The organism is Cytophagaceae bacterium ABcell3 (genome assembly GCA_030913385.1).
Classification (GTDB): Bacteria; Bacteroidota; Bacteroidia; order Cytophagales; family Cytophagaceae; genus ABcell3.
In genome coordinates this window covers 2,370,574-2,393,079 of the sequence record CP133159.1, presented here as the reverse complement: position 1 = coordinate 2,393,079, position 22,506 = coordinate 2,370,574, and the positions used below count along the sequence as shown (strand labels likewise).

The following is a 22,506-nucleotide window of genomic DNA, read 5'->3' as shown; positions in this document are numbered from 1 at the left end:
ATTTGAAGTAATTTTGCCACGTAATAGAAGTTCTATCGCATATTGCAGGTTTAATCAAATGCTTTTTTGGGCTAGCCACAAGCGCACATACATCTTCATGTAAGGCTATGCGTAGTGTAGCCACAAGGGATGCCTTGTGGCTACACACACTTGTGACTTTTTCGTCAGATCCTAACTACGAAAGCCTATAAACTACAAAAGCCCCATAAGGGGCTTTTGTAGTTCTTAATAAGAAGTGATTATTTATCAGAAGAAGATGAACTACCGCCTTCTTCCGTATTAACTTTCTTTTTCTCAATTTTCAGATGCAAAGAATCACTCTTTCCATCATGATCTGCTACCAACGTATCACCTTGTTGAACATCACCTTTGAGAATTTCTTCTGCAATAGGGTCTTCCAAGTGCTTTTGTATAGCTCTGTTTAACGGACGTGCGCCATACTGAGGATCGTAGCCTTTTTCAGAAAGAAAATCTTTAGCTTTCTCAGTAAGCTCAACATTATATCCAAGTGTAAGGATTCTATTGAAAACGCTCTTAAGCGTAATATCAATAATCCTATGGATATGCTCACGCTCAAGAGAGTTAAACACGATCACATCATCAAGACGGTTTAGGAATTCAGGAGAAAACGCTTTTCTAAGCGCACTCTGAATAGTACCTTTCATCAACTCATCTAAGTTATCGGTTTTGGATTTGGTGGCAAAACCAATTCCTGCGCCAAAGTCTTTCAAGTCTCTGGCTCCGATATTAGATGTCATAATGATGATGGTGTTTCTAAAATCAACTCTTCTACCAAGGCCATCGGTAAGAATACCATCGTCCAAGACCTGAAGCAATAAGTTAAACACATCTGGGTGCGCTTTTTCGATCTCGTCAAGCAATACAACACTATAAGGCTTACGACGGATCTTTTCTGTTAGCTGACCACCTTCTTCATAACCAACATATCCCGGAGGTGCTCCTACAAGTCTAGATACAGAGAATTTCTCCATATACTCACTCATATCTATTCTTACAAGCGCATCGTCCTTATCAAACAAATAGGTAGCAAGTACTTTTGCAAGCTCTGTTTTACCTACCCCTGTTGGCCCCAAGAACACAAATGAACCAATTGGCTTCTTAGGATCTTTCAGACCGACCCTGGTACGTTGGATTGCTTTAGTAAGTTTAACAATGGCCTCATCCTGACCAATAACCTTACCTTGCAATTCTTCTTTCATGCCAAGAAGCTTAGTACCTTCATTCTGAGAGATACGGCTTACAGGAATACCAGTCATCATGGCAATCACTTCAGCAACGCTCTCTTCTTTTACAGAATACCTTTTCTTCTTGGTCTCTTCTTCCCATCTCTGCTTGGCAGTTTCAAGCTGTTCGAGAAGTTTCTTTTCTTTATCTCTCAGTTGGGCAGCCTCTTCATACTTTTGGCTCTTGACAACTTTGTTCTTCTCCTTTTTAATATTCTCAATTTGCTCTTCAAGTTTAACAATATCTTGAGGAACATGAATATTATTTAAATGAACGCGTGCTCCAGCCTCGTCAAGTACATCAATCGCTTTATCAGGAAGAAACCTGTCACTGATATACCTGTCAGAAAGCTTCACACAAGCATCGACAGCCTCTTCAGTGTAATTGACATGGTGGTGGTCTTCATACTTCTCCTTAATGTTGTTAAGGATTTCCACCGTTTCTTCAGGACTGGTAGCATCTACCATTACGATTTGAAACCTTCTGGCCAACGCACCATCTTTTTCAATATACTGACGGTACTCGTCGAGCGTAGTAGCACCAATACATTGAATATCACCTCTGGCAAGTGCTGGCTTGAACATGTTTGATGCATCCAGAGATCCGGAAGCACCACCGGCACCCACTATCGTATGAATTTCATCTATAAAGAGGATTACCTCTGGAGATTTTTCAAGCTCGTTCATCACGGCTTTCATACGCTCCTCAAACTGTCCTCTGTATTTAGTTCCTGCAACCAAAGATGCAAGGTCAAGTGTAACTACTCGTTTACTGAAAAGAACCCTTGAAACTTTTTTCTGAATAATTCTAAGCGCGAGACCTTCAGCAATAGCTGTTTTACCAACCCCAGGCTCACCTATAAGAATAGGGTTGTTCTTTTTACGGCGGCTTAGAATTTGAGCAACACGCTCAATTTCCTTTTCCCTACCTACGATAGGGTCAAGTTTATTATCTTCACCCATCTTGGTCAAATCACGACCAAAGTTATCAAGGACAGGTGTTCTTGATTTTTCAGTAGCACCCGCTTTACCTGACTCTTTACCTGAAGAACCAGATCCTCCAAAAATTCTAGAACCTTCATCATCTCCTTCATCAGTATCAGAAGCCATAGGGTTGTGCGAATGATACTCAAGTAATTCTTTGATGACATCGTAGGTTACGTCAAATTTTTCAAGAATTTGCGTTGCTACATTATCTTCATCTCTAAGTATAGATAACAATAAGTGCTCTGTACCAATCAGCTCACTTTTGAATATTTTAGCTTCAAGATAAGTTATTTTCAGTACTTTCTCAGACTGGCGGGTCAAAGGGATATTCGCGAGGTTCTTGACATTCCCAGAGGCAGTACCTTTGGTGGCCTGCTCTACGGAAAGCCTCAGCTCGTCAAGAGAAATACCCAGTTTCTTGAGCAGACTAATGGCTACTCCCTCACCTTCTCTGATCATTCCCAGTAAAAGATGTTCAGCACCAATATAGTCATGCCCCAGACGGAGAGCTTCCTCTCTGCTTAGCGAAATCACTTCCTTGACCCTATTTGAAAATTTTGCTTCCATATGAAGGAGTTGTATATATTCGTAAATCTAATTTTTTCCCTGTAATTTCCCAATCCCAAAGAAAGAACTTTTTAAAAAAACATTGTGTATCGGCAATTTGTTCAAGCCTATCTTACAATATTCCCTATAATTTCTTTAGAACCGGGGCCTTCGCAAAAAAGTAAGTCCAGTATACTTAAACCAGGTACAAACTCTTTGCCAAATACCTGATAATATTGTACGTAACCCAAATCATTTAGTTGATTTTTTTTACCAGGTTGAAAAACATCCCTTTGGTCTATGTATTGATTAACGTCAATTTCTTCTTTCTTAATATAATTTTCTGTCATTTTGACATCAATTTCTATTTGAAGAAGATGAATACACAAATAAAAAGCCTCTAAATTAAGATCAAAAAGATATTGATGTTTTTTATTAAAGAGTTCTGTAACATAATCAATATAAAACTCAAAGTAAGGAGCCTTTCCATAAGCAGAAACAATAGAACGCAGGTGATTGTTCCGCCATGAGGTTGTATAATCAATCTCAACCTCCCTAACCCCTACTTTTTTTCCTGACTTTTTGACAGGAACAGTCAACAACTGCACTTTGTTGGCACCAAGAATATAACATCTGTTTCGATAAGTCTGTTTTTGGTAGTTTTCACATGCCTCAATACAAACAGAACCATTTTTCACAGCTTGTGCAAAAAAATCTACGTTCGGGAAATAATGTAACTCAACTAAAAGATCCACATACAAAACTAAATGTATTGTTCCAGATTTCCCAAACCTTCCCTTACCACTTCGAATTCCTCGTTGGTACAATCAACAACAGTAGAGGCCATATTGTTTCCATAACCTCCGTCAATTACTGCATCTACAGTATCCTTGAACTTCTCATAAATCAATTCAGGGTCGGTAGAATATTCCAGGATATCATCTTCGTCTCTAATGGACGTAGTAATAATGGGATTTCCTAGTTCTTTCACAAGCATCCGTGGGATGTTATTGTCAGGAACCCGGATACCTACTGTGCTCTTCTTAGGATTAAGTACTTTAGGAACCGTTTTATTGGCATTTAATATAAACGTAAAAGGCCCTGGCAATGCTTTTTTCATTACCTTATATACTTGGTCAGGTATCTTGGCATAATCGGCAATGTGGCTCAAATCATGACAGATAAAAGAAAAATGGCTTTTTGCCGGATTCATATTTTTTATTTTACATATCCTCTCTACAGCCTTTTTATTAAAAATATCACACCCTATACCATATACAGTATCTGTCGGATAAATTACCACACCTCCTTTTGATAATATCTCTGCAACTTCTCTGATTTTATTTTCCTGAGGGTTATCAGGATTAATTTTTATCAATTTTCCCTTCATAAAAAATAATTTAAACAACTTCTGTTCGTAGAAACCTTTGACAAATATATATTGTTAATCGAAATGTTCAATTTTAAGAAATCAATTTTGTAAATTGCCTGCCTTATGATAAGAAAAAAATCACCAACATTTCTTGCAGGGGTAATATTAACTTTTGCCATTGTTTGCATCACATTTACTTTTTATTTCTGGCAAATCTTCTTTTCGCCAAACTTTGCATTACAGCGACAAGAAGGATATGTCTACATACACTCAGGCGATACATTTAAAGATGTAATGCATACGCTTGAAAACGAAGGATTGTTGCACGACAAATTGTCTTTTGCATTTATATCTAAAATATTAGGCTATCAGGAGAAAGTTAAGCCTGGCAGGTATCAGATTAACAAAAAAGAAAACAACTTAACGGTAGTACGCCGCTTACGAAGCGGAGAGCAAACCCCGGTAAGGATTATCTTCAACAACATTCGTTTGAAGGAAGATCTGGCAAAGAGGCTTGGTAATAACCTTGAATTATCTCATGAAGAGATTTTAAATAAGCTCAACGACCCAGAATTGACAAGTTCTATGGGTTTTGACACCACTACTATAGTCTCTATGTTCATTCCGGACACTTATGAAATGTTCTGGACAGTTTCGGCAGAAAAACTGATCAACCGTATGCATTCCGAGTACAAGCGGTTTTGGAATGACGAAAGATTAGCCAAGGCTGAAGCTATAGGTTTGTCTCCAACTGAGGTATCTATCTTAGCCTCTATTGTGGAAGCAGAAACAAAAATGAACGATGAGAAACCACGTGTTGCTGGCGTGTACATCAACAGGCTCAATAAAAACATGCTTTTACAGGCAGACCCTACCGTAGTGTTTGCCACTGGCGATTTTGGCATAAAACGGGTTTATAAGGAAACAACCAAAATAGATAGTCCTTATAACACTTATATGTATCCAGGTCTACCCCCGGGACCAATCAACATTCCGTCGCGCACTTCTTTAGATGCTGTACTTAACTATGAAAAACACAACTACCTGTACTTTTGTGCTGCGCCAGACTTTTCGGGATACCATGTATTCGCAAAAACATATAATGAGCACCTGCGCAATGCCAGAAAATACAGTAAAGCTCTAAACCAATCAAATATTCGTTAATATGTTCAGCCACGATGTAAATATCAGAGTCAGGTATGCAGAAACTGACAAAATGGGTTATGTTTATTATGGAAACTACGCAACATATCTAGAAGTAGCAAGAGTTGAAACTTTCAGGCACCTAGGCCTCAGCTATAAAAAAATGGAAGATGCTGGTGTAATGATGCCTGTTCTCGAATATAAAACCAAATACATAAGACCTGCCCGATATGATGACCTGCTAACAATAAAAGTGTCTATCAAGAAGAAGCCAGAAGCTAGGATCATTTTTGAGTATGAAATTTTTAATGAAGAGGGCGTACTTTTAAACATTGCAGAGACTACGCTTGTTTTTGTAAGCTCAGAAACAGGTCGGCCTTGTTACCCACCTGAAGATTTTAGCCAAAAAATTGCTCCATTTTTTGATGAAAAACAAACTTAAGTCTTTTTACTCAAATAAAATTAAGAAGCCACTTTGGAACAAACTTCAACATACCTATCTACCCAAGGAAAAAGTCCCGGTAGCTTCTGTTTTGGAGATCTTCATCAACAAAATGCTACGGGATGGATTAGATGACAAGGCCAGTGCCATGGCCTTCAACTTTATTCTTTCTGTATTCCCAGGAGTTATTTTTTTGTTTACACTACTTCCCTTCTTTCCGATACCTGCACTGGCCGAGAACATTCTCGACCTATTAAGCGAAGCTTTTCCAGAAAGCATATATGAACCGATTGAAACAACAATTATCGACATTGTGGAAAATCAACGTGGCCGGTTGTTGTCTTTCGGGTTTATTTCTGCAGTATTTTTTGCCACTAATGGAATACGTACCATGATGATAACTTTTAACAGGTCTTATTACATAGTAGAGGACAGAGGCTTCTTAAAAAGGGTTTTTGTATCAATAATTATAGGCACGCTCTTGCTTCTGTCAGTTATCCTCATTGTCGCCATTTCATTTTATGTAAATATTTACCTCTTCCGATTACAAGAGCTTATAGGTGCAGGAAACCTATTGACACAATATGTACTGGTGGTCATGAAGTATGTTTTATTCCTTTCATTTTTTATCATTACCATTGCTATCACTTACTATATAGCCCCAGCAACAAAAAAAACTTTACGCTTTTTCTCTCCCGGTGTATTTACAGCGTCTTTTCTGTGCTTGTTGTTCACGTTTGCTTTTTCGTTTTATGTCAACAATTTCGACTCTTATAACAGGTTATATGGTTCAATAGGTGCATTAATGGGTGCAATGGTTTGGGTATACTCTATTAGCATTATGCTTCTCATTGGCTTTGAACTAGATGTGAGTATAGACATTGCGAGAAAGAAAATAAAAGCAAAAAAATCGTAAATATATTTTGCATTTCACAACCCAACCCCTATATTTGCAACTCAATTCAGGACAAAAGGTCTTGAAACTAACGCAAAGAGGGATGGCAGAGTGGTCGAATGCGGCGGTCTTGAAAACCGTTGTACCGCGAGGTACCGGGGGTTCGAATCCCTCTCCCTCTGCAAGAAAAGGTTCTGATACATTCAGAACCTTTTTTTTTGCCCTAACAAATACCTCAGGAATGAGACCAAGGCGGAACAATTGCCTGCTCGGTAGTACAGGAAAAAACCAGTAAAAAAATTTAACAGTCCATAAAAACAAAAAAGACTCCCCTAGCCGAGAAGTCTTTTAATATCCATTCGTAGAAAACATCCTTTTCTCTATACGGAATCACCGGTAAAGTTTTATTTTTTTATTAATATCATACTCGTCTCCCCGTCTGGTACTTTCCAGTTCACATGCATTAGGGGAAATAAAACGTACTACATAAACATCCGCATCTGCATCGCCAAACATGTGAATCTTTACAGCTACGTCATTTACAGAAGCAAAACTCCCATACCTCAAATCTCCTCCTACATATTTCACAACATCAAAAGTTGAGTCATTGAAATCAATATAGTCTTCAGGCGAAAGGACAACATGCTCGACCTTACGCTCATCGCCTAGTTTTGCATAAGTCATCCGCTCTATATTCCACCTTCCATCCAACTTTACCACGATATCTTCTATTTCAGCAGTTTCTTTGTGACAAGAAGCCAAAAATCCACAGAGCAACAAGATCATTAATCGATTTATACAGCGACTACCCATCTGAAAATAATTTTAAAACTACTCCCCCATCTGCTGACGCAAACGCTCTTCGTTTTTCATTCTTATAGAAAGCGAATGTAAGTATTTTTTAGCTTTCCTATTATTTAGCGATATAGCTTCATTTGCCCATTCTTTGGCAGTTTCTAAATCCCCTAACACTTCATAACCTACAGCCAGATTATACGCTGCCCTTCCAATGGTTTTCTTTTTATTAGACATTTCAAACACATAATACCAGTCATCCATAGCCCCTTCCCAATCTCCTTCAAGAATTCTTTGATGTGCTTCCTTTATATAAGGATCACGCTGAGATTTTCTAAAATAGAACCTCATAACCCTAGCAGGAGAAGGCGCAATCCTTCTAGCGTAGCTTACTCCAGATGCCCGGGATGTTTCCATTACGGCAGCCCTTCTATCTATCAAGCGATCAGCAGCATTGGTTGGCGAGTTCCCTTTAGCATTCCATCGCATACGATGTGTAAACCGGTGCTCGTCTACAATGACTTTATTTTTTGCGTCATAAACTCTAAAGAGCGCATCAATATCTACAGTTTCTTCTGCATAGTATTCAATGATCACCTCGGTTTTGCCATTTTTGCCTTTCTTCTTCCTTTCTTTTGTATAGTTTCTAACGTTAACATCTGGGTATAGAGCTTCTAACACAACTAGTCCATCACCTTCAAACTCCTCACATATTTCTACTACTTCCTCCCAGCTCATAGGTTCTGGCGCCTTGCCCAAAAAAGCAGTAAACCCTCCCCCTGACAACCGGTCTTCTACCAGCCGGAAATTGAACCGAGGAGAATCATATAAGCCTGAAAATATCCCTTCCAGCACTTCCATTGCAGATTCACCGTTTACAAACTGCCCACCGCCAGTCAATACACCCTCTACCACATTTCCGAAACTCCGAGGAGGCTTAGAACGGTCTATAATAATTAGTGTATCCATTCCCCGCCCCAAATCAACTTCTGCGGGCAAATATTTATCTATATAAATGGAAGATGTTTTACAGGAAGTCATCATTCCTGCATAGATTAAAACTACAACTAGAACAGTAAATTTAAAGGAAGTACTCATAAAAACTTTTTTTGATTTTACTAAAAAATCCAAAAACTAAAAAACTTTTTAGCATATTTATCTTTGTAAAAAGTTTAAATCGCTATAATAGAAAACGTATGAAACCTGAACCGTTCACTTACATACGCACCTTAACACCTCCCTTTATCCTGGAAAGCTCTTTCTCCTAAATCTTTATTAACAAATCATTGACCATAACGCTGTTTTGCTAACTTATTTTCTATTAGAAGAAAAATACTAGGATAGCATTGACAGTCAGCACACTGAATTCAACATATTCCTAATTTTAAGAATGAAAATTTTAATAGCCCCAGATTCGATGAAAGACTGCTTATCTGCCAAGCAAGTAGCGTCTATAATTGCTACAGGTATCGGGCATGTCCTTCCAGATGCACAAGTAACAAACATGCCACTTGCAGATGGAGGCGAAGGCACAACGGAAGTTTATGTGGCAGCCACAGGAGGTCAAATCAGCTTTGCCAATGTTCGGGATCCATTGATGAGGCCTATGAAAGCCAAATGGGGCATGTCTCAAGACCGGCAAACAGCTATTATAGAATTAGCTTCAGCCTCAGGATTGGAACTTCTAACAAAGACAGAAAGGAACCCGTGGGAAACTACCACCTATGGTACAGGCCAACTCATTCAAGAAGCAATAAAAGCAGGTGTTAAAAACATATTACTAGCCATCGGGGGCAGTGCTACCAATGATGGGGGAGCTGGAATACTTGCTGCTTTAGGTGCTGAGTTTACAGGTAGCCACCAGCAAAAGGTAAAACCCGCAGGTGGCTATCTTTCTAAAATTCACAAAGCCAATTTTATGCCTGCGCTAGAATCCTTACAAAGTATTGCTTTAACTGTTGCCTGTGATGTCAAAAATCCCTTAACAGGCCCTACCGGTGCATCTTACGTCTATGCCAATCAAAAAGGTGCTGACGAAAAAATGATAATTGCTTTAGACCAAAACCTTAAGTATTGGGCTGAGATTATTAAACGCCATACGGGCAGGTCAATAGAAAATATACCTGGCTCAGGAGCTGCAGGTGGTACAGGAGGAGGAATGTTGATATTTCCCCATGCCAGGTTAATGCCGGGCTTTCAAATGATATCTAAAGCGCTCAACCTTGAAGAACATATCAAAGCTTGTGATGTGGTCATAACAGCCGAAGGGAAAACAGACAAACAGACACTTTCAGGGAAAGTCCCTGCTGAAATTGCCAAGCTAGCACAAAAATACCAAAAGCCTGCTTTTCTTATTTGTGGAATAGCAGAAAAGGGTCATGAGGGGCTTTATGACTTAGGCATTTCTGAGATTATTCCTTTGTCATCGTCATACACCCCTACCCATGAGACCTTGGAAAAAGCACCTTATTTCCTCCAAAAGGCTTCAGAAAAAATAGCAAAATTGCTAGCAGATGGTAATTATTAATAAAAAGTAAACCCTCACCTAATTGGAACAGCAAGGGTTATTGAACATTAGGTAATGATTCCAACAACGGCCACTATGCCTAATAATCCAACAAATATCCAGAACAGTGTACCTGTCACCACCCTACCAGAGTCATCGCCGCGTTCGTGTCCATCAGGTTCAGCGGCATGTGTACTATAGTAAGATTCAGGCCTGATTGTTTTGCGGGGATCTTCATCATTTCTTGGAAACTTTTTACGCCCTGAAGGCGAAGTTGCCGCAAGCAGAAATCCCAAAATTACAGCAGCCAATAAACCTGGTAGCCAATAGAACCCCCAAGCAGAAGGCCCAACAGGGACAAACCATTCAGACACTGCCAGCATGGCTAAAAACAAAACCAAAAACACAGCCCATGCCCTTCCCCATGGCCCTACTGTCTTAAAAACAATATATAAAGTTCCTGTGATGATAGCCGCCACAAATAATGAAAAAATAACTTCTACCAATAGTATATTCTCCATAACACAATACCTTTTAAAAAAGGAAACACAGCTATTAAAAAATTGTTATGCAAACCTTTCTCAAGCCAACCATTCTTTGACCCAGCACACTTAACTTATCGGGTTCAACAATCTTAATGCTCTCAGGTTAGATTAAAAAACAAATGTACCTATGGAAAAAGTAGCAACGAGAGTCCATGAACTGATTGTAGTTAGCAAAAGCAGGAAAGAAGCATATCAGGCTGCTGCCAATGCGGTTTCAGACCCAAGTTTACATCAGAAGTTTGAAGAGTTCGGTCTTCAGAACCTTCACTTCATAAGCGACATAAGATACTTCTCCGATTATGATGAAAGTGAAGAAGACCCACAACAACCTCTTGCCATGTTGTGGAAAGACATTATGATTGCCATAAACAATCAGGGGTTTACTGACAAAGAAGACATTAAAGATGCGTGTCAAAAAGCTGAAAAAGAAACCGTAAAATTCTTCGAGCAAGTTTACGAGGACCAACTTCCTCCTGAACTGTTGCTCATAATCAGCAAACAACTGATGAACATAAAGGAAGCGGAAGCATCTTTAAAACTATAAAGGGGGCAGGTCACAAACCTCCCCCCAATAATCACAATAATTATTTTTCATATCTATGCTTCAGCTCATCATCGCGCGTCATAAACCTGTCATTGCCATCCTCCACCTGAATGTGCCCTTTTTTGTGCATAGTATCGGTTACCTGCCTCTTCAGCTCTGAGTCTTGAGTACTTCCTGAATTAAGGTCATCACTGACACTAACGCCAACGGACGAAAACATTTCAAGAACCTTTTCATTAAAAGCAGGCAAATCATCAGGATTCCGGCTAGTGATCAAGTTACCATCTACAACCACTTCCCTATCTACCCATTCGGCTCCTGCGTTTTTCAGGTCAGTTTTTAAAGAAGGATAAGAAGTAAGCTTTCGCCCCTTGACCATTCCAGTTTCCACCAAAGTCCATGGACCATGACAAATAGCTGCTACTGGTTTTTGGGTACCTATAAAATACTTTACAAAATCAATCGCTTTCTGATCAATTCGTAGGTAATCAGGGTTCATAACCCCTCCTGGTAATAACAGGGCATCATATTCATGGACATCAGCCTGGTCTACCATCTTGTCCACTTTTACTTCCTTTCCCCAATCATCAACTTCCCATGCTTTTACCTTATCTTTATTGGAAATAATTTCTACAGTTGCCCCTGCCTGACGAAGCTTTTCAACGGGAGACTCAAGTTCCACCCGCTCAAAACCATTATCTATCAGCACTGCAACCTTTTTTTCTTTTAGCTTCTGCTGCTCCATATCTGCAAGTATTTAGTTATTAGTAAACCTGTTTTCATTAACAGATTATACAGTTCCTCTATTAATAACAACACTTCTATAAAAGGCTTTGTTGATACCAGCAGAAACATTAAAGAGGTAGCCAAAGTTAAGTTACATAAAGGCTTTTAAATTTGATGCTTATGAAAGGAACATTGGACAAAGAAGGGAAATATGAAATTTTTGAAACAGTAAACGGTTCCCACATACTTGTTCTGAATGAACAACATTGGTATGCGATTGTAAAAGGTAAGTATGGGCATATTTTAGTGGCCACAGATAGTAATCACAAGAAAAATAAAACGGTACAAAAAGGAGATTTTTACAAAGCAGATTTTAGAAACAACCCTGAGTTCAATGACATCCCACATCTGTTTTTAAGAGACGGAAAAACCTATAAAGAGTTTTTACTCCCCAATGACTTACCAGATAAAAATGACCGCCAAAAGAAACTGGTAATAACAAAGAAAAGGGTTCAGGAAAACAAAGTAAAAAAAGCCGTCAAACCTTTAAAGAACAAGAACAGGGCTCCTGCAAAAAGAGAAGACCTAAAGAACAAGTCAAAACAGGAACTTTATGAGATGGCAAAAGAAAAAGACATTCCCAATAGGTCGAAAATGAATAAAAGAGAGTTGGTAAAAAAACTGAAATGATGGAAGCCCTCAAAAAACTTAATGCAGCAGACTATATTTCCCTATACAGAATTGTAAGTTCACCTTTAATTTTACATTATACCTGGCACGGAAAAAGAAAAAAGGCAGGTAGTTTGTTGACGGTAAATTTTATTTCAGACGCTGTTGATGGTTTTATTGCCAGAGCTAAAAATATAAGCTCTAAAAAAGGCGCCATGCTAGACTCAATAGGAGACGTTTTTACTTTGGGCGCAGGAGTTGTTGCGCTTATCAAATTTGAAAGGTTGTTTTTTCGGAGAAACAAAGAGCTGTTGATGACGGGACTGGGCTTATATGTGTTCCAGTTAACCCTGAGCCTAATCAAGTATGGCAAGATTACAAGTTTTCATACTTATGGCGCAAAAGTTTCTGCCATTTTACAAGCCTATTTTTTAATAAAGCTCATTATGAAAAGACCTGATAGTAAACTGTTCAAAGTAATGTATACTGTTAGCTTATTGGAAATCATAGAAGAGATTGCATTGGTCATAAAACTAAACAAATATCAAACAGACATTCGTAGTATTCTGACAAAGTGAGGCTATTCAAGAAAACAGCCTCACTTTAAACCTGAAAGTGCAATAGATCTTTCTAGTATATAAAACTAATTATCATATCTGCACCGCAGTCAGTGCTTTGTAAGCTCTTATGTCCGGATCAGAATTATCGGCCGGGTCAATAATATCAAAATCACCTTTTAGTACTTTAAGAGCATATTTTTCCCAATCAATTTCCTTTCTTGTCCTAAAACCCATAGCCCTTAACACAGGAACAGGCGGACACCATCCTTGTAAGGAATGCATCATTAAAAAACCCGATACGGCACCCGTAAGGGCCAGCCATCCTTTGTTTTTAAATATCCCTAAGGCAATTCCAGTCATTGCTAGACTAGACGCCGAAAAGTCTAAGGCCCGCTCGATACTCCACTCTTTTTCGAGTTGTTGGATTTTGGCATCTATTTCTCTTTTCGACCGATTGGTATATTTACGTACCGATGCCTGAATTTCATTATCTATTCTCTCGTTAACTTCAGGTATTGAATGTTTCCTTACCCTATCCTCTATCTCCACAAATGTTGTCTCCATAAACCCTCTTTTTTTATACTTTAACAAACAAAAAGTAGCCAGAGGTTTCATAGCCCTTCATATGCGGCATTAAACCAAAATTATGCAATAACACTATCGCATAAAATTCAGGTTTAACTAAGGCTAAATGCATCAAAGACTCCATTCTCCACTTTAACATTTCTTCCTGAATTATCCATAGCACCAGCCTCAAAGTTAAAGGTACCTTTAATTTGAGAAGCAGATACCTGGTCAATTATGATTGTACCACTTGCAGGAGACTTATACCCGCGATTATCTCCACCGCTAACATATTCAATATAGATCACATAAAAATCTGCATCAGGATCACCCTCCTCCCCAATAACATATTCACCAGGCTCAGGGTAGGTTTTTTCTTCACTCATAAAGTACATATTAAGAGAAAAGCTCCTATCGCCTTGCCCACCATCATCTATGCCAATAACAAGAGGCGTGTCTTGAATTTGTGTTAAAAAATAGGTCGCTTTCCCTTCCTTTTGAATATTTTCTTCACCTACAACCGTAAAAGAAGCATTGACAATCTTTTCCTCAGCATCTTCTTCTGGAGTAATTTCTTCTTTATCATTCTTACTACAAGCAAAAGCCAGCAACAAAACAGCAATTAAGCAAAGTGTGTGTTTAAATGAATGCATAAATAGAACTTATAATGACTATATAGTGATTTTCAGGAGACCCAATATAAAGATACAAAATAAAACAATAGGGTTATCCATTTAGATATCTTATGTGTTTATTAGCTTACTTAGGCTCGCTTAGTGGCTTTTTGCCTCGCCGGCAGGGCCTTACTTTTTGTCTTAGACAAAAATAACTTAGTACTCCCTAGAGACTTAAATGGGAAACCCTATAAAACAATTCACTTCCGTCTATTTTCAAAACTAAAGTAGAAAACTCAGAAAAGCGCGTTCTAACCTAAATAAGCAACATACTAAAAGCCAACCCTTTCACTAGCAAATACAAACCCTATCGCCAATTAAGAGTTTATTAATAAAAAGGCATTATGAAAAACGGAAAGTATGGAATTGCGCTGGTGGGTTTAGGGAAATATGCTACCAACCAACTTGCTCAAGCAATAGAGCATAGCGAAAGCTTCTATCTGGCAGGCATTGTTACAGGCTCTCCAGACAAAGCAAAAAAATGGAAAGAGAAATACAACCTGAAAGACGAAAGCATTTACGATTACAGCACATTTGACAATATTTCAAAAAATAAGGAAATCGAGGTAGTATATATTGTCTTGCCTAATTCTATGCATGCAGAATATACTATTAGAGCGGCACAAGCAGGCAAACACGTCATCTGTGAAAAACCGATGGCATCAAATACATTAGAGTGCAAACAAATGATATCGGCTTGTGAAGACGCAGGTGTTAGACTACTAATTGGTTACCGCTTACATTTCGAACCGCATAATCAGGAAATCATAAAACTGGGACAGGAAAAAGAACTTGGCAACATCAAACATATTAAAGCCGGTTTTGGCTTTGAAGCAGGATCTCCGGGACAGTGGAGGCTTAAAAAAATGTTTGGCGGTGGTGCGCTCATGGATGTTGGAATCTACTGTATTCAGGCAGCAAGACACATTACCGGAATGGAGCCGTTGTATATCAACTATGCGGAAATAACACGTCAAGATGGTAAGTTTGAAGAGGTCGACGGGGAAATAAAGTTTGAAATAGAATTTCCAGGTGAGATAAAAGCGGTTTGTGAAGCTTCTTTTGCCAAAAATATTGACTATGTTCATGCGGAAACAGAAGAAGGTTGGTTTGAACTATCTCCTGCCTTTGAATACCAAGGCCTAAAAGGTAGCACCAGTAATGGCCCACTGAATATTGAAAACATCAATCAGCAAAAAGCTCAACTTGATGCTATGGCCGATGCTATCTATAACAACACTGAAATTACAGCCGATGCTGAAGAAGGCCTTAAGGATATGGGCATTATAGAAGCTATATTTAAAGCAGCTGAAACAGGTAAGCCAGTAAACTTAACTGAAAAACAATCCCTACACCAGGCTGACAGAAGATGGTAAAAAAGGGGACTTCCCCCTTTTTTTAAACTTAGTTTTTATCAGCTTTACAAGCTAAACTTGACCTGCTTTCTTAGTTATCTGAAGCTTAAGCTGAAATATGCAATAGAGTTTTCTGTTACGTAGCAAATAATTCAGGTTTAATGACAAAAAACTATAGCACAATATCCAACTACAGCATTGTCTCTAAAGAGATGATATTGTAGGTAAAGATTTACAAAATCGGATTCTAACTTAAATCATTAACAAGAACCCAGCCCAAAAAAGGGGAACTCCCCCTTCCTTTATTTAGGGCGCGCTGAAAAACGCCCAAAATATTGATCTATGTATATTTGTGTAAAAACTGTGAGGTATAGGTACAAGGTTTTTTCGGTTATTTCTTATTTTCTCGTGCACAATAAATTGAGAGACTTTTAATCCAATACTTTTTTTGGGCTAGCCACAAGCGCACAATCTACTTTATGGCCTTACATTCGAAGTATTCCAATACGTCTTCATGTAAGGCCATGCGTATCTTGCACACTTGTGACTTATTCAGCAGGCCCTACTTATTAGACCTTTTGCTTTTTCCAGAGCTAGTTCCTGCTCGCTTCACAGGCTCGCGGTTTACTAGCTTGTTAAAGCGGCTTTTCCTACCTGTTTTGGTTTTATCTTGATAGACCATTTGCAGTTTATTCTTCTCAAACTGGTCGAAAAACTCGTCCCAAGTAATATCTTTTAGTTCAGCCTTAGGTTGCCGCCCATTTTCGAAACGAAATCGAAGCAATCCTGCATTTTTGTTATCTCCGGTACCTTTAACAGAGGCTGGCTTACCATCTCTCGCCTCTACCCACCTCTTAATCTGGTTATGATTTGTTGTTTTTTTAGATTCTCCAGCCATAATCACTTACTAATTAATCCCTAAAAACATAACTTTTTGCACAAGTTTAATGTTTGCCGAATATCATTTACAAATAAATTTAAGTGCAATACCTTACCTAGTGCCTCAAATCCACACGAACATTGTCTGCGTTTCCAGCCTTTAACTTTCTAAAAAAATAATTATGTTTGAACAACAACTTTAAGTTACTAAACCTTAAATATGCATTAGGGGATTCTATTGCATAATCCAGGTTAAATTTTATTCCAGCCATGAAAAAATGGAAACTGATTTCCTCGGAAAAGCTACTTTGGAACAAATGGTGCAAGATAAGAAAAGATACCGTAGAAACCGAAAAGGGCTTATTAGTTGACGACTACTATGTAAATGACAGACCTGACGTTGTTTTGATTCTACCTATAACCCAAGAAGGAGAGATCGTTTTAGTACGCCAGTACAAACATGCTGCGGGGGAAATTTTAATAGAGCTGCCTGGCGGATTTATGGAGGATGATGAAAAAGACCCTTTGGCCGCTGCCAAACGGGAGCTCCAAGAAGAAACAGGTTATGGCAATGGAAGTTTCAAGAAAATCCTTACCCTATTTGACAATCCTACAAAAGACACCAACACGCTTCATGTATTTTTGGCTACAGGATTAGAAAAAGTTTCAGCACAGCATCCGGACGAAACAGAATGCCTTCAAATAGTTAAAGTAACTGCGGAAGCGGCAAAAGAGATGGTAAGCAAAGGAGAAATAAAAGTTTCAGGTTCCGTGGCCGCCATATCGGTAGGACTAGCTCAATTGGGCAAGTAAAGATTACCAAAGATTTTTTTAGAACCGGGCAGCAACAAATATTATCCCTGTACACCTTACCCTAAGATTTCGGAACCACATGATCATTTCCGTCAAATCATACAAAACTTGAAGACAAAACCCTAATACATAAAAGGTTCAGCACCGCAAGCAACTCAACCAAAACACACTGTCTATTTGACACTTATAAAAAAACAAAAACCAAATAGCATTATCGAGGTTAAAGTTTAAGCAGTAAAATTTTAACAATTAGCAGAAGAAGAAGTTAAACCTGTACAAAGTTTATAGAAAATGTACAGAAGAGCTTTAGTCAGCGGAGGCGCATCCGGTATTGGATATGCAATAGCCAGCAAATTTAACAGTGAAGGAGTTAAGACTGCGATAGCAGACATTAACTTTCCACAACCCTTGCCCACCGGATTATATTCTTCACTTTGCAATATAGCCTCCGGGAGTGAAGTAGATAGGCTTTTCAGTGAACTTCACACCTCCTTTGGCCTACCGGATATAATTGTCTGTAACGCAGGCATAGGCATCCATGAAAAATTAACCGAAGGAGACCCTGAAAAATGGGCAACAGTAATCAATACAAATTTAATGGGATCGCTCAGACTGATCAGGGCTTTTGTACCATCAGTACCTGAAAACATGAAATGCGATGTGGTATTTATTTCGTCTGTATCGGCGGGCAAAACATACCCTTACGGCGGTATTTACTCTGCTACGAAATGTGCGCTGGAGACTATTGCTGAAACATTACGGGTAGAAGAACCAGGTATAAGGGTGACAACAGTCGCCCCTGGCGTAACAGAGACCAACTTTTTTAAAAATACAATTTCAGGCAGTCGGGAGGTTGATGAAAATGGCTGGGGGGCAATATCGCCAGAAGAAGTGGCCAACACGGTTTATTATGCAATTAGCCGGCCACATGGAGTTTCGGTAAACCATATAACATTACGCCCAACGCTGCAAACTTTTTAAAGATTTTCAAGGATTTATAAAAGACACAACAATGGCAAAAAGAGTTCTGATTACAGGTGGGGCTGGATTTATCGGCTCCCATCTAACAGATGAATTAATCAGATGTGGGTATAAGGTAAGAGTTCTTGATAACCTTTCTGAACAGGTACATGGGAAAAATTGTAAACGACCAGACTATCTGCACCCAGAAGCAGAGTTAATCGTCGGAGATGTAAGGGACAAAGATATAGTAAAAGAATCACTTAAAGGAATAGACGCAGTCTATCACTTTGCCGCTTTGGTAGGTGTAGGGCAAAGTATGTATAAGGTAAATGATTATGTGGACGTCAACAACACAGGCACCTCCGTCTTGCTTGAAGCATTGGTAGAAAAGCCGGTTCGAAAATTGGTTGTCGCTTCGAGTATGAGTATTTACGGGGAAGGGCTTTACCTAGACAAGCAAGGCAACAAGATCATGCACTGCGAAAGAAAGTTGGAAGACCTCAAAAAAAGTAATTGGGAGCTATACAACCAAAATGGGCATGAGCTCATTCCTGTGCCCACAACAGAGGACAAACACCCGAGCCTTTCCTCTATTTACGCATTGACCAAATATGACCAAGAAAAAATGTGCTTGATGATTGGGCAAGCATATAATATCCCTACGGTAGCCATGCGATTTTTTAATGTTTATGGCACAAGGCAAGCGCTTTCAAACCCATACACGGGCGTATTGGCCATCTTTGCCTCACAACTTTTGAACAACAACCAACCAATGGTTTTTGAAGATGGCCTTCAACAAAGAGACTTTATCAATGTAAAAGATGTAGCCAAAGCTTGCAGGTTAGCGCTAGAAAAAGAAAAAGCCACCGGAGAAGTCTTTAATGTAGGTAGTGGAAACAAATATACCATCAATGAAATAGCTACCTGCTTGGCTGGTGTAACAGGGAACCACCATATTTTACCAAAGGTGACCGGAAAATATCGGGTAGGTGATATCAGGCACTGCTTTTCCGACATGACCAAATCACGTGAGATTTTAGGGTTTGTCCCAGAGATCAGTTTTGAAGAAGGGCTCACAGAGCTTGCCGAATGGCTGCAAGACCAAAGCGCCTCTGACCATGTCAGCAAGGCAAGCAAAGAGCTAGAGACCAGAGGACTGACCGTGTAAAGCTTCGGTGTGATTAGTTAACGAAACAGATAAAGCAATGTTTTCAGACAACAAAATATATAACAATAGCAATGTTCATATAACAGGCCTGTTGGAATGGTTGAGGCCAGGCGAACATGAGCGTGTGGAAAAACTGGTAGAGGACTGCAAAAGGCTTGGCATAGAACACCTGAGAACAGGTTTTTCATGGGCTGATTGGTATACAGAAGGTGGTAAAGAATGGTATGACTGGCTAATCCCTTTTTTATCGAAGAATCTGGAGGTACTTCCGTGCTTCCTTTACACACCACCATCTATAGGTTTGGCTCCCAAAGTTTCAGCGCCGCCCAAAGAACCTAAGTCATATGCAGACTTTCTGGACATAATTATTACCCGATATGACCAACATTTTGAATGGGTGGAACTTTGGAACGAACCGAACAATAAGGTAGAATACGACTACACCCTTGACCTGAATTGGAAAAGGTTTTCTCAAATGATCAATATGGCCGCCTATTGGATGAAGCAAAGAGGTAGAAAAACCTTACTAGGCGGCATGAGTCCCATTGACCCCAATTGGCTGCATAACATGTTCTCGCAAGGGGCGATGGAACATATAGACGCTGTAGGCATTCATGGTTTTCCCGAAGTATTTGACCAACACTGGGATGGTTGGGAAAAGAATATTAACGCTATCAGGGAAACGTTAAACCATCATGGCCACAAAGCAGAAATATGGATTACAGAAGCAGGTTTCTCCACTTGGCAACATGACGAATTAAAGCAACTAGAAGAGTTTAAAAAAGCCCAAAAAGCTCCGGCGGACAGGCTTTACTGGTATGCTGCGTATGACCTAGACCCGAAACACCCTACAGTCGGTGGCATGCATTTGGACGAGCGGGAGTATCACTTTGGGCTAAAGAAATGTGATGGCACTCCGAAACTCCTTTACAGGATGATTGAGCAAAAGGGAATTGGGCTAAAGGAGAAAATGCCATACCTAAAAAAAGCATCACAAAATGACAAAGAAAAATATGCATTAATCTGTGGCGGTGCTGGATTTATAGGTACCAATTTAGCAAAGAGCTTGGTGGAAAATGGCCAAAAAGTCATGATTTTAGACAATGTGTCGAGACCAGGAGTAGAGAAAAACCTTAAGTGGCTGTATGATCAATATGGCGTAAACATAGAAATTGAAACCGGTGATATCAGAAACCAACATGTGGTCAAAAAGCTGGTAAACCATGCCAGTGAGATATACCATTTTGCGGCTCAAGTGGCTGTAACAACTTCTTTATACAACCCGGTAAATGATTTTGAAATTAATGCCCGGGGAACATTGAACATATTGGAAGCTATCAGGACGACAGCTGCTCCTATACCACTGATTTTTACATCAACCAACAAAGTATATGGTTCTTTAAAGGATATCCAATTTGTTGAAAAAGATCACAGGTATATGCCTCAGAGTACTGACTTGTGCAATACCGGAATTGCAGAAAACAGACCACTGGACTTCCACAGCCCCTATGGCTGTTCCAAAGGAGCGGCAGATCAGTATGTTTTAGACTATGCCAGAACATATGGAATACCAGCCACTGTATTCAGAATGAGCTGCGTATACGGCCCTCATCAATACGGAAACGAAGACCAAGGCTGGGTAGCCCACTTTTTAATCAAGGCACTAGAGAAAGAAACAATATCGATCTATGGCAATGGCAAACAAGTACGTGACGTACTTTTTGTCCAAGACCTGATAAAAGCTTTTGAATTGGCCAGTAGAAACATAGAGAAGCTCTCAGGACAAGCCTACAATATAGGTGGAGGAATAGAAAACACCACAAGTCTTGTCGAGCTAATACACTCAATAGGCAAACTTACAGGAGAAACACCAAAGGTGGAGTTTGCTCCAGCCAGAACAGGAGATCAGCTTTACTATGTTTCAGACATAAGAAAATTTTCGGAAGCAACAGGCTGGCGGCCTGAAAACAGCATCAACAAAGGTTTGCACAACCTCCTTGTATGGGTGTGCAAGCAAAAAGGAATTGAACTAAGTTCATTTAAAAACATAAAAAAGGAGGCTACTATTGATACGTTCCAGTGAAACATTAGAAAATCAAAAAACCGATGTTCAGCTAATGGACGCTGCGGTATTGACAGAACCTGGGAAATTTGAAATCCAGAAAGTCAATATTCCTGAACCAAAAGCCAATCAGGTAAGGGTAAAAGTAGAAGGGTGTGGTGTTTGTGCTTCAGGCATCCCTTTATGGGAAGGTCGTGAATGGTTTCAGTACCCTATTCCGGCAGGCAATCCTGGCCATGAAGGCTGGGGCACAGTAGATGAGGTAGGAAAAGATGTAAAAGGATACGCTCCTGGCGAAAGGGTGTCTTTTTTGTCTTACCATTCTTTTGCCCAATACGACATAGCAGATGCCGATGCATTGGTAAAACTGCCACCATCGCTTTATGGGCAGCCATTTCCGGGAGAGCCGTTAGGCTGTGCCATGAACATCTTTGAACGAAGCGATATCCGCAAAGGGCAAACTGTTGCCATCATTGGCATAGGCTTTTTAGGGGCACTGCTAACCCAGCTTTGTAAAAATGCAGGCGCTAACGTCATTGCCCTATCCCAGCGACCATTTTCTTTAGAAGTGGCCGATAAAAACGGCGCCGACGAGCTTATACCGCTTGACGACCATTGGAAAATCATTGAAAAAGTAAAACACCTAACAGACGGTAAATTCTGTGACCGGGTAATAGAAGCCACCGGAAAGGAGTGGCCATTAAACTTGGCTGGTGAGTTAACCATGGAAAGGGGCCGCTTAATCATAGCAGGCTTTCATCAGGACGGAATGCGCTCTGTAAACATCCAACTTTGGAACTGGCGTGGATTAGATGTTATCAATGCCCACGAAAGAGATCCTAAAATGTATATGAAAGGGATTAGAAACGCATTGAAGGCTGTGACTGATTCAGAGCTTTCGCCGGCCTCACTTTATACCCATACTTATAGTTTAGATGAAATTAATGATGCTTTTAGAACCATGGCTTCACGTCCAGAAGGTTTTGTAAAGGCGCTTATAAAAATATAACCGGCTTGAAGGGCCATAATTTAGTTTATTTTTTCACCAAGAGTT

General features: G+C 39.6%; 23 protein-coding genes and 1 tRNA gene. 14 read left to right on the top strand and 10 right to left on the bottom strand.

The window, feature by feature from the left end; all coding sequences use genetic code 11:
* Positions 1 to 239: 239 nt before the first annotated feature.
* The 3 genes from RCC89_09530 to RCC89_09520 form a co-directional block, all read right to left on the bottom strand.
* Positions 240 to 2,798: an ATP-dependent Clp protease ATP-binding subunit gene (locus RCC89_09530; GenBank protein ID WMJ73402.1), complete on the bottom strand. Its 2,559-nt coding sequence runs from the start codon at positions 2,796 to 2,798 to the stop codon at positions 240 to 242.
* Positions 2,799 to 2,905: 107 nt separating this feature from the next.
* Entirely contained in the window at positions 2,906 to 3,532 is a 627-nt protein-coding gene (locus RCC89_09525) for a WbqC family protein (GenBank protein WMJ73401.1), read from the bottom strand.
* Positions 3,533 to 3,540: 8 nt separating this feature from the next.
* Positions 3,541 to 4,167 carry an L-threonylcarbamoyladenylate synthase gene (locus RCC89_09520; GenBank protein WMJ73400.1) on the bottom strand — a complete coding sequence of 209 codons (627 nt, stop codon included), beginning with the start codon at positions 4,165 to 4,167 and terminating at the stop codon, positions 3,541 to 3,543.
* A 105-nt stretch (positions 4,168 to 4,272) separates the two neighbouring features.
* On the opposite strand from RCC89_09520, the gene mltG reads away from it, so the two are divergent.
* The 4 genes from mltG (at position 4,273) to RCC89_09500 (ending at position 6,811) form a co-directional block, all read left to right on the top strand.
* The gene (gene mltG, locus RCC89_09515; protein WMJ73399.1) at positions 4,273 to 5,313 is read left to right on the top strand and encodes an endolytic transglycosylase MltG; all 1,041 of its coding nucleotides are present in this window, start codon (positions 4,273 to 4,275) and stop codon (positions 5,311 to 5,313) included.
* A 1-nt stretch (position 5,314) separates the two neighbouring features.
* On the top strand, positions 5,315 to 5,734 hold the full coding sequence (locus RCC89_09510; GenBank protein ID WMJ73398.1) for a thioesterase family protein: 420 nt from the start codon (positions 5,315 to 5,317) through the stop codon (positions 5,732 to 5,734).
* Entirely contained in the window at positions 5,718 to 6,650 is a 933-nt protein-coding gene (locus tag RCC89_09505) for a YihY/virulence factor BrkB family protein (protein ID WMJ73397.1), read from the top strand. Before RCC89_09510 ends, RCC89_09505 begins: the two co-directional genes overlap by 17 nt.
* A gap of 76 nt (positions 6,651 to 6,726) precedes the next feature.
* Positions 6,727 to 6,811, top strand: a tRNA-Ser gene (locus RCC89_09500).
* 208 nt (positions 6,812 to 7,019) lie between these two features.
* Here the strand turns inward: RCC89_09500 and RCC89_09495 are convergent.
* Together RCC89_09495 and RCC89_09490 are read right to left on the bottom strand one after the other, a co-directional pair.
* The gene (locus RCC89_09495) at positions 7,020 to 7,415 is read right to left on the bottom strand and encodes a hypothetical protein (GenBank protein ID WMJ73396.1); all 396 of its coding nucleotides are present in this window, start codon (positions 7,413 to 7,415) and stop codon (positions 7,020 to 7,022) included.
* A 45-nt stretch (positions 7,416 to 7,460) separates the two neighbouring features.
* Positions 7,461 to 8,522 carry a DUF6340 family protein gene (locus RCC89_09490; protein ID WMJ73395.1) on the bottom strand — a complete coding sequence of 354 codons (1,062 nt, stop codon included), beginning with the start codon at positions 8,520 to 8,522 and terminating at the stop codon, positions 7,461 to 7,463.
* A 292-nt stretch (positions 8,523 to 8,814) separates the two neighbouring features.
* Here RCC89_09490 and RCC89_09485 point away from each other — a divergent pair, with 292 nt between their 5' ends.
* A complete protein-coding gene (locus RCC89_09485) occupies positions 8,815 to 9,951 on the top strand; it encodes a glycerate kinase (GenBank protein WMJ73394.1) in 1,137 nt (378 codons plus the stop codon).
* A gap of 47 nt (positions 9,952 to 9,998) precedes the next feature.
* Here RCC89_09485 and RCC89_09480 read toward each other — a convergent pair whose 3' ends face one another.
* A complete protein-coding gene (locus RCC89_09480) occupies positions 9,999 to 10,451 on the bottom strand; it encodes a hypothetical protein (GenBank protein WMJ73393.1) in 453 nt (150 codons plus the stop codon).
* Positions 10,452 to 10,602: 151 nt separating this feature from the next.
* Here RCC89_09480 and RCC89_09475 point away from each other — a divergent pair, with 151 nt between their 5' ends.
* Entirely contained in the window at positions 10,603 to 11,019 is a 417-nt protein-coding gene (locus tag RCC89_09475; GenBank protein WMJ73392.1) for a hypothetical protein, read from the top strand.
* Positions 11,020 to 11,059: 40 nt separating this feature from the next.
* Here the strand turns inward: RCC89_09475 and RCC89_09470 are convergent, their stop codons facing one another.
* Positions 11,060 to 11,764, bottom strand: coding sequence for a type 1 glutamine amidotransferase domain-containing protein (locus tag RCC89_09470; GenBank protein WMJ73391.1), 705 nt, complete (start codon positions 11,762 to 11,764; stop codon positions 11,060 to 11,062).
* A gap of 161 nt (positions 11,765 to 11,925) precedes the next feature.
* Between RCC89_09470 and RCC89_09465 the strand changes: the two genes are divergently transcribed.
* Positions 11,926 to 12,435 carry a Rho termination factor N-terminal domain-containing protein gene (locus RCC89_09465; GenBank protein ID WMJ73390.1) on the top strand — a complete coding sequence of 170 codons (510 nt, stop codon included), beginning with the start codon at positions 11,926 to 11,928 and terminating at the stop codon, positions 12,433 to 12,435.
* Complete coding sequence (locus RCC89_09460; protein WMJ73389.1) at positions 12,432 to 12,992, top strand: CDP-alcohol phosphatidyltransferase family protein; 561 nt, start codon at positions 12,432 to 12,434, stop codon at positions 12,990 to 12,992. Before RCC89_09465 ends, RCC89_09460 begins: the two co-directional genes overlap by 4 nt.
* A 72-nt stretch (positions 12,993 to 13,064) precedes the next feature.
* On the opposite strand, the gene RCC89_09455 is transcribed toward RCC89_09460, so the two are convergent.
* Both RCC89_09455 and RCC89_09450 read right to left on the bottom strand, forming a co-directional pair.
* Positions 13,065 to 13,538, bottom strand: a complete 474-nt coding sequence (locus tag RCC89_09455; protein WMJ73388.1) for a hypothetical protein — start codon at positions 13,536 to 13,538, stop codon at positions 13,065 to 13,067.
* 113 nt (positions 13,539 to 13,651) lie between these two features.
* On the bottom strand, positions 13,652 to 14,191 hold the full coding sequence (locus RCC89_09450; GenBank protein WMJ73387.1) for a hypothetical protein: 540 nt from the start codon (positions 14,189 to 14,191) through the stop codon (positions 13,652 to 13,654).
* Between the two features lie 365 nt (positions 14,192 to 14,556).
* Here RCC89_09450 and RCC89_09445 point away from each other — a divergent pair, with 365 nt between their 5' ends.
* Positions 14,557 to 15,588 (top strand): Gfo/Idh/MocA family oxidoreductase, encoded by a 1,032-nt coding sequence (locus RCC89_09445; GenBank protein ID WMJ73386.1) that lies wholly within the window; start codon positions 14,557 to 14,559, stop codon positions 15,586 to 15,588.
* A 541-nt stretch (positions 15,589 to 16,129) separates the two neighbouring features.
* Here RCC89_09445 and RCC89_09440 read toward each other — a convergent pair.
* Positions 16,130 to 16,465, bottom strand: a complete 336-nt coding sequence (locus RCC89_09440) for a hypothetical protein (protein ID WMJ73385.1) — start codon at positions 16,463 to 16,465, stop codon at positions 16,130 to 16,132.
* A 251-nt stretch (positions 16,466 to 16,716) separates the two neighbouring features.
* Here RCC89_09440 and RCC89_09435 point away from each other — a divergent pair, with 251 nt between their 5' ends.
* From RCC89_09435 to RCC89_09415, 5 genes are all read left to right on the top strand, one after another.
* Positions 16,717 to 17,259 (top strand): NUDIX hydrolase, encoded by a 543-nt coding sequence (locus tag RCC89_09435; protein WMJ73384.1) that lies wholly within the window; start codon positions 16,717 to 16,719, stop codon positions 17,257 to 17,259.
* Between the two features lie 291 nt (positions 17,260 to 17,550).
* Positions 17,551 to 18,240, top strand: coding sequence for an SDR family oxidoreductase (locus RCC89_09430; GenBank protein ID WMJ73383.1), 690 nt, complete (start codon positions 17,551 to 17,553; stop codon positions 18,238 to 18,240).
* A gap of 31 nt (positions 18,241 to 18,271) precedes the next feature.
* Complete coding sequence (locus RCC89_09425) at positions 18,272 to 19,390, top strand: NAD-dependent epimerase/dehydratase family protein (protein ID WMJ73382.1); 1,119 nt, start codon at positions 18,272 to 18,274, stop codon at positions 19,388 to 19,390.
* A 37-nt stretch (positions 19,391 to 19,427) separates the two neighbouring features.
* On the top strand, positions 19,428 to 21,473 hold the full coding sequence (locus tag RCC89_09420; protein ID WMJ73381.1) for a GDP-mannose 4,6-dehydratase: 2,046 nt from the start codon (positions 19,428 to 19,430) through the stop codon (positions 21,471 to 21,473).
* The gene (locus tag RCC89_09415; protein ID WMJ73380.1) at positions 21,457 to 22,461 is read left to right on the top strand and encodes a zinc-binding dehydrogenase; all 1,005 of its coding nucleotides are present in this window, start codon (positions 21,457 to 21,459) and stop codon (positions 22,459 to 22,461) included. The genes RCC89_09420 and RCC89_09415 overlap by 17 nt, the downstream gene beginning before the upstream one ends.
* Positions 22,462 to 22,506 lie beyond the last annotated feature (45 nt).

Excerpts from the sequence above, each read along its gene's own strand:
- mltG (WMJ73399.1), top strand. The coding sequence starts at position 4,273 with ATGATAAGAAAAAAATCACCAACATTTCTTGCAGGGGTAATATTAACT.
- RCC89_09460 (WMJ73389.1), top strand. The coding sequence starts at position 12,432 with ATGATGGAAGCCCTCAAAAAACTTAATGCAGCAGACTATATTTCCCTA.
- RCC89_09530 (WMJ73402.1), bottom strand. The coding sequence starts at position 2,798 with ATGGAAGCAAAATTTTCAAATAGGGTCAAGGAAGTGATTTCGCTAAGC.
- RCC89_09430 (WMJ73383.1), top strand. The coding sequence starts at position 17,551 with ATGTACAGAAGAGCTTTAGTCAGCGGAGGCGCATCCGGTATTGGATAT.
- RCC89_09450 (WMJ73387.1), bottom strand. The coding sequence starts at position 14,191 with ATGCATTCATTTAAACACACACTTTGCTTAATTGCTGTTTTGTTGCTG.
- RCC89_09455 (WMJ73388.1), bottom strand. The coding sequence starts at position 13,538 with ATGGAGACAACATTTGTGGAGATAGAGGATAGGGTAAGGAAACATTCA.
- RCC89_09475 (WMJ73392.1), top strand. The coding sequence starts at position 10,603 with ATGGAAAAAGTAGCAACGAGAGTCCATGAACTGATTGTAGTTAGCAAA.
- RCC89_09505 (WMJ73397.1), top strand. The coding sequence starts at position 5,718 with ATGAAAAACAAACTTAAGTCTTTTTACTCAAATAAAATTAAGAAGCCA.
- RCC89_09510 (WMJ73398.1), top strand. The coding sequence starts at position 5,315 with ATGTTCAGCCACGATGTAAATATCAGAGTCAGGTATGCAGAAACTGAC.
- RCC89_09485 (WMJ73394.1), top strand. The coding sequence starts at position 8,815 with ATGAAAATTTTAATAGCCCCAGATTCGATGAAAGACTGCTTATCTGCC.
- RCC89_09490 (WMJ73395.1), bottom strand. The coding sequence starts at position 8,522 with ATGAGTACTTCCTTTAAATTTACTGTTCTAGTTGTAGTTTTAATCTAT.
- RCC89_09470 (WMJ73391.1), bottom strand. The coding sequence starts at position 11,764 with ATGGAGCAGCAGAAGCTAAAAGAAAAAAAGGTTGCAGTGCTGATAGAT.
- RCC89_09425 (WMJ73382.1), top strand. The coding sequence starts at position 18,272 with ATGGCAAAAAGAGTTCTGATTACAGGTGGGGCTGGATTTATCGGCTCC.
- RCC89_09480 (WMJ73393.1), bottom strand. The coding sequence starts at position 10,451 with ATGGAGAATATACTATTGGTAGAAGTTATTTTTTCATTATTTGTGGCG.
- RCC89_09520 (WMJ73400.1), bottom strand. The coding sequence starts at position 4,167 with ATGAAGGGAAAATTGATAAAAATTAATCCTGATAACCCTCAGGAAAAT.
- RCC89_09495 (WMJ73396.1), bottom strand. The coding sequence starts at position 7,415 with ATGATCTTGTTGCTCTGTGGATTTTTGGCTTCTTGTCACAAAGAAACT.
- RCC89_09440 (WMJ73385.1), bottom strand. The coding sequence starts at position 16,465 with ATGGCTGGAGAATCTAAAAAAACAACAAATCATAACCAGATTAAGAGG.
- RCC89_09420 (WMJ73381.1), top strand. The coding sequence starts at position 19,428 with ATGTTTTCAGACAACAAAATATATAACAATAGCAATGTTCATATAACA.
- RCC89_09465 (WMJ73390.1), top strand. The coding sequence starts at position 11,926 with ATGAAAGGAACATTGGACAAAGAAGGGAAATATGAAATTTTTGAAACA.
- RCC89_09435 (WMJ73384.1), top strand. The coding sequence starts at position 16,717 with ATGAAAAAATGGAAACTGATTTCCTCGGAAAAGCTACTTTGGAACAAA.
- RCC89_09445 (WMJ73386.1), top strand. The coding sequence starts at position 14,557 with ATGAAAAACGGAAAGTATGGAATTGCGCTGGTGGGTTTAGGGAAATAT.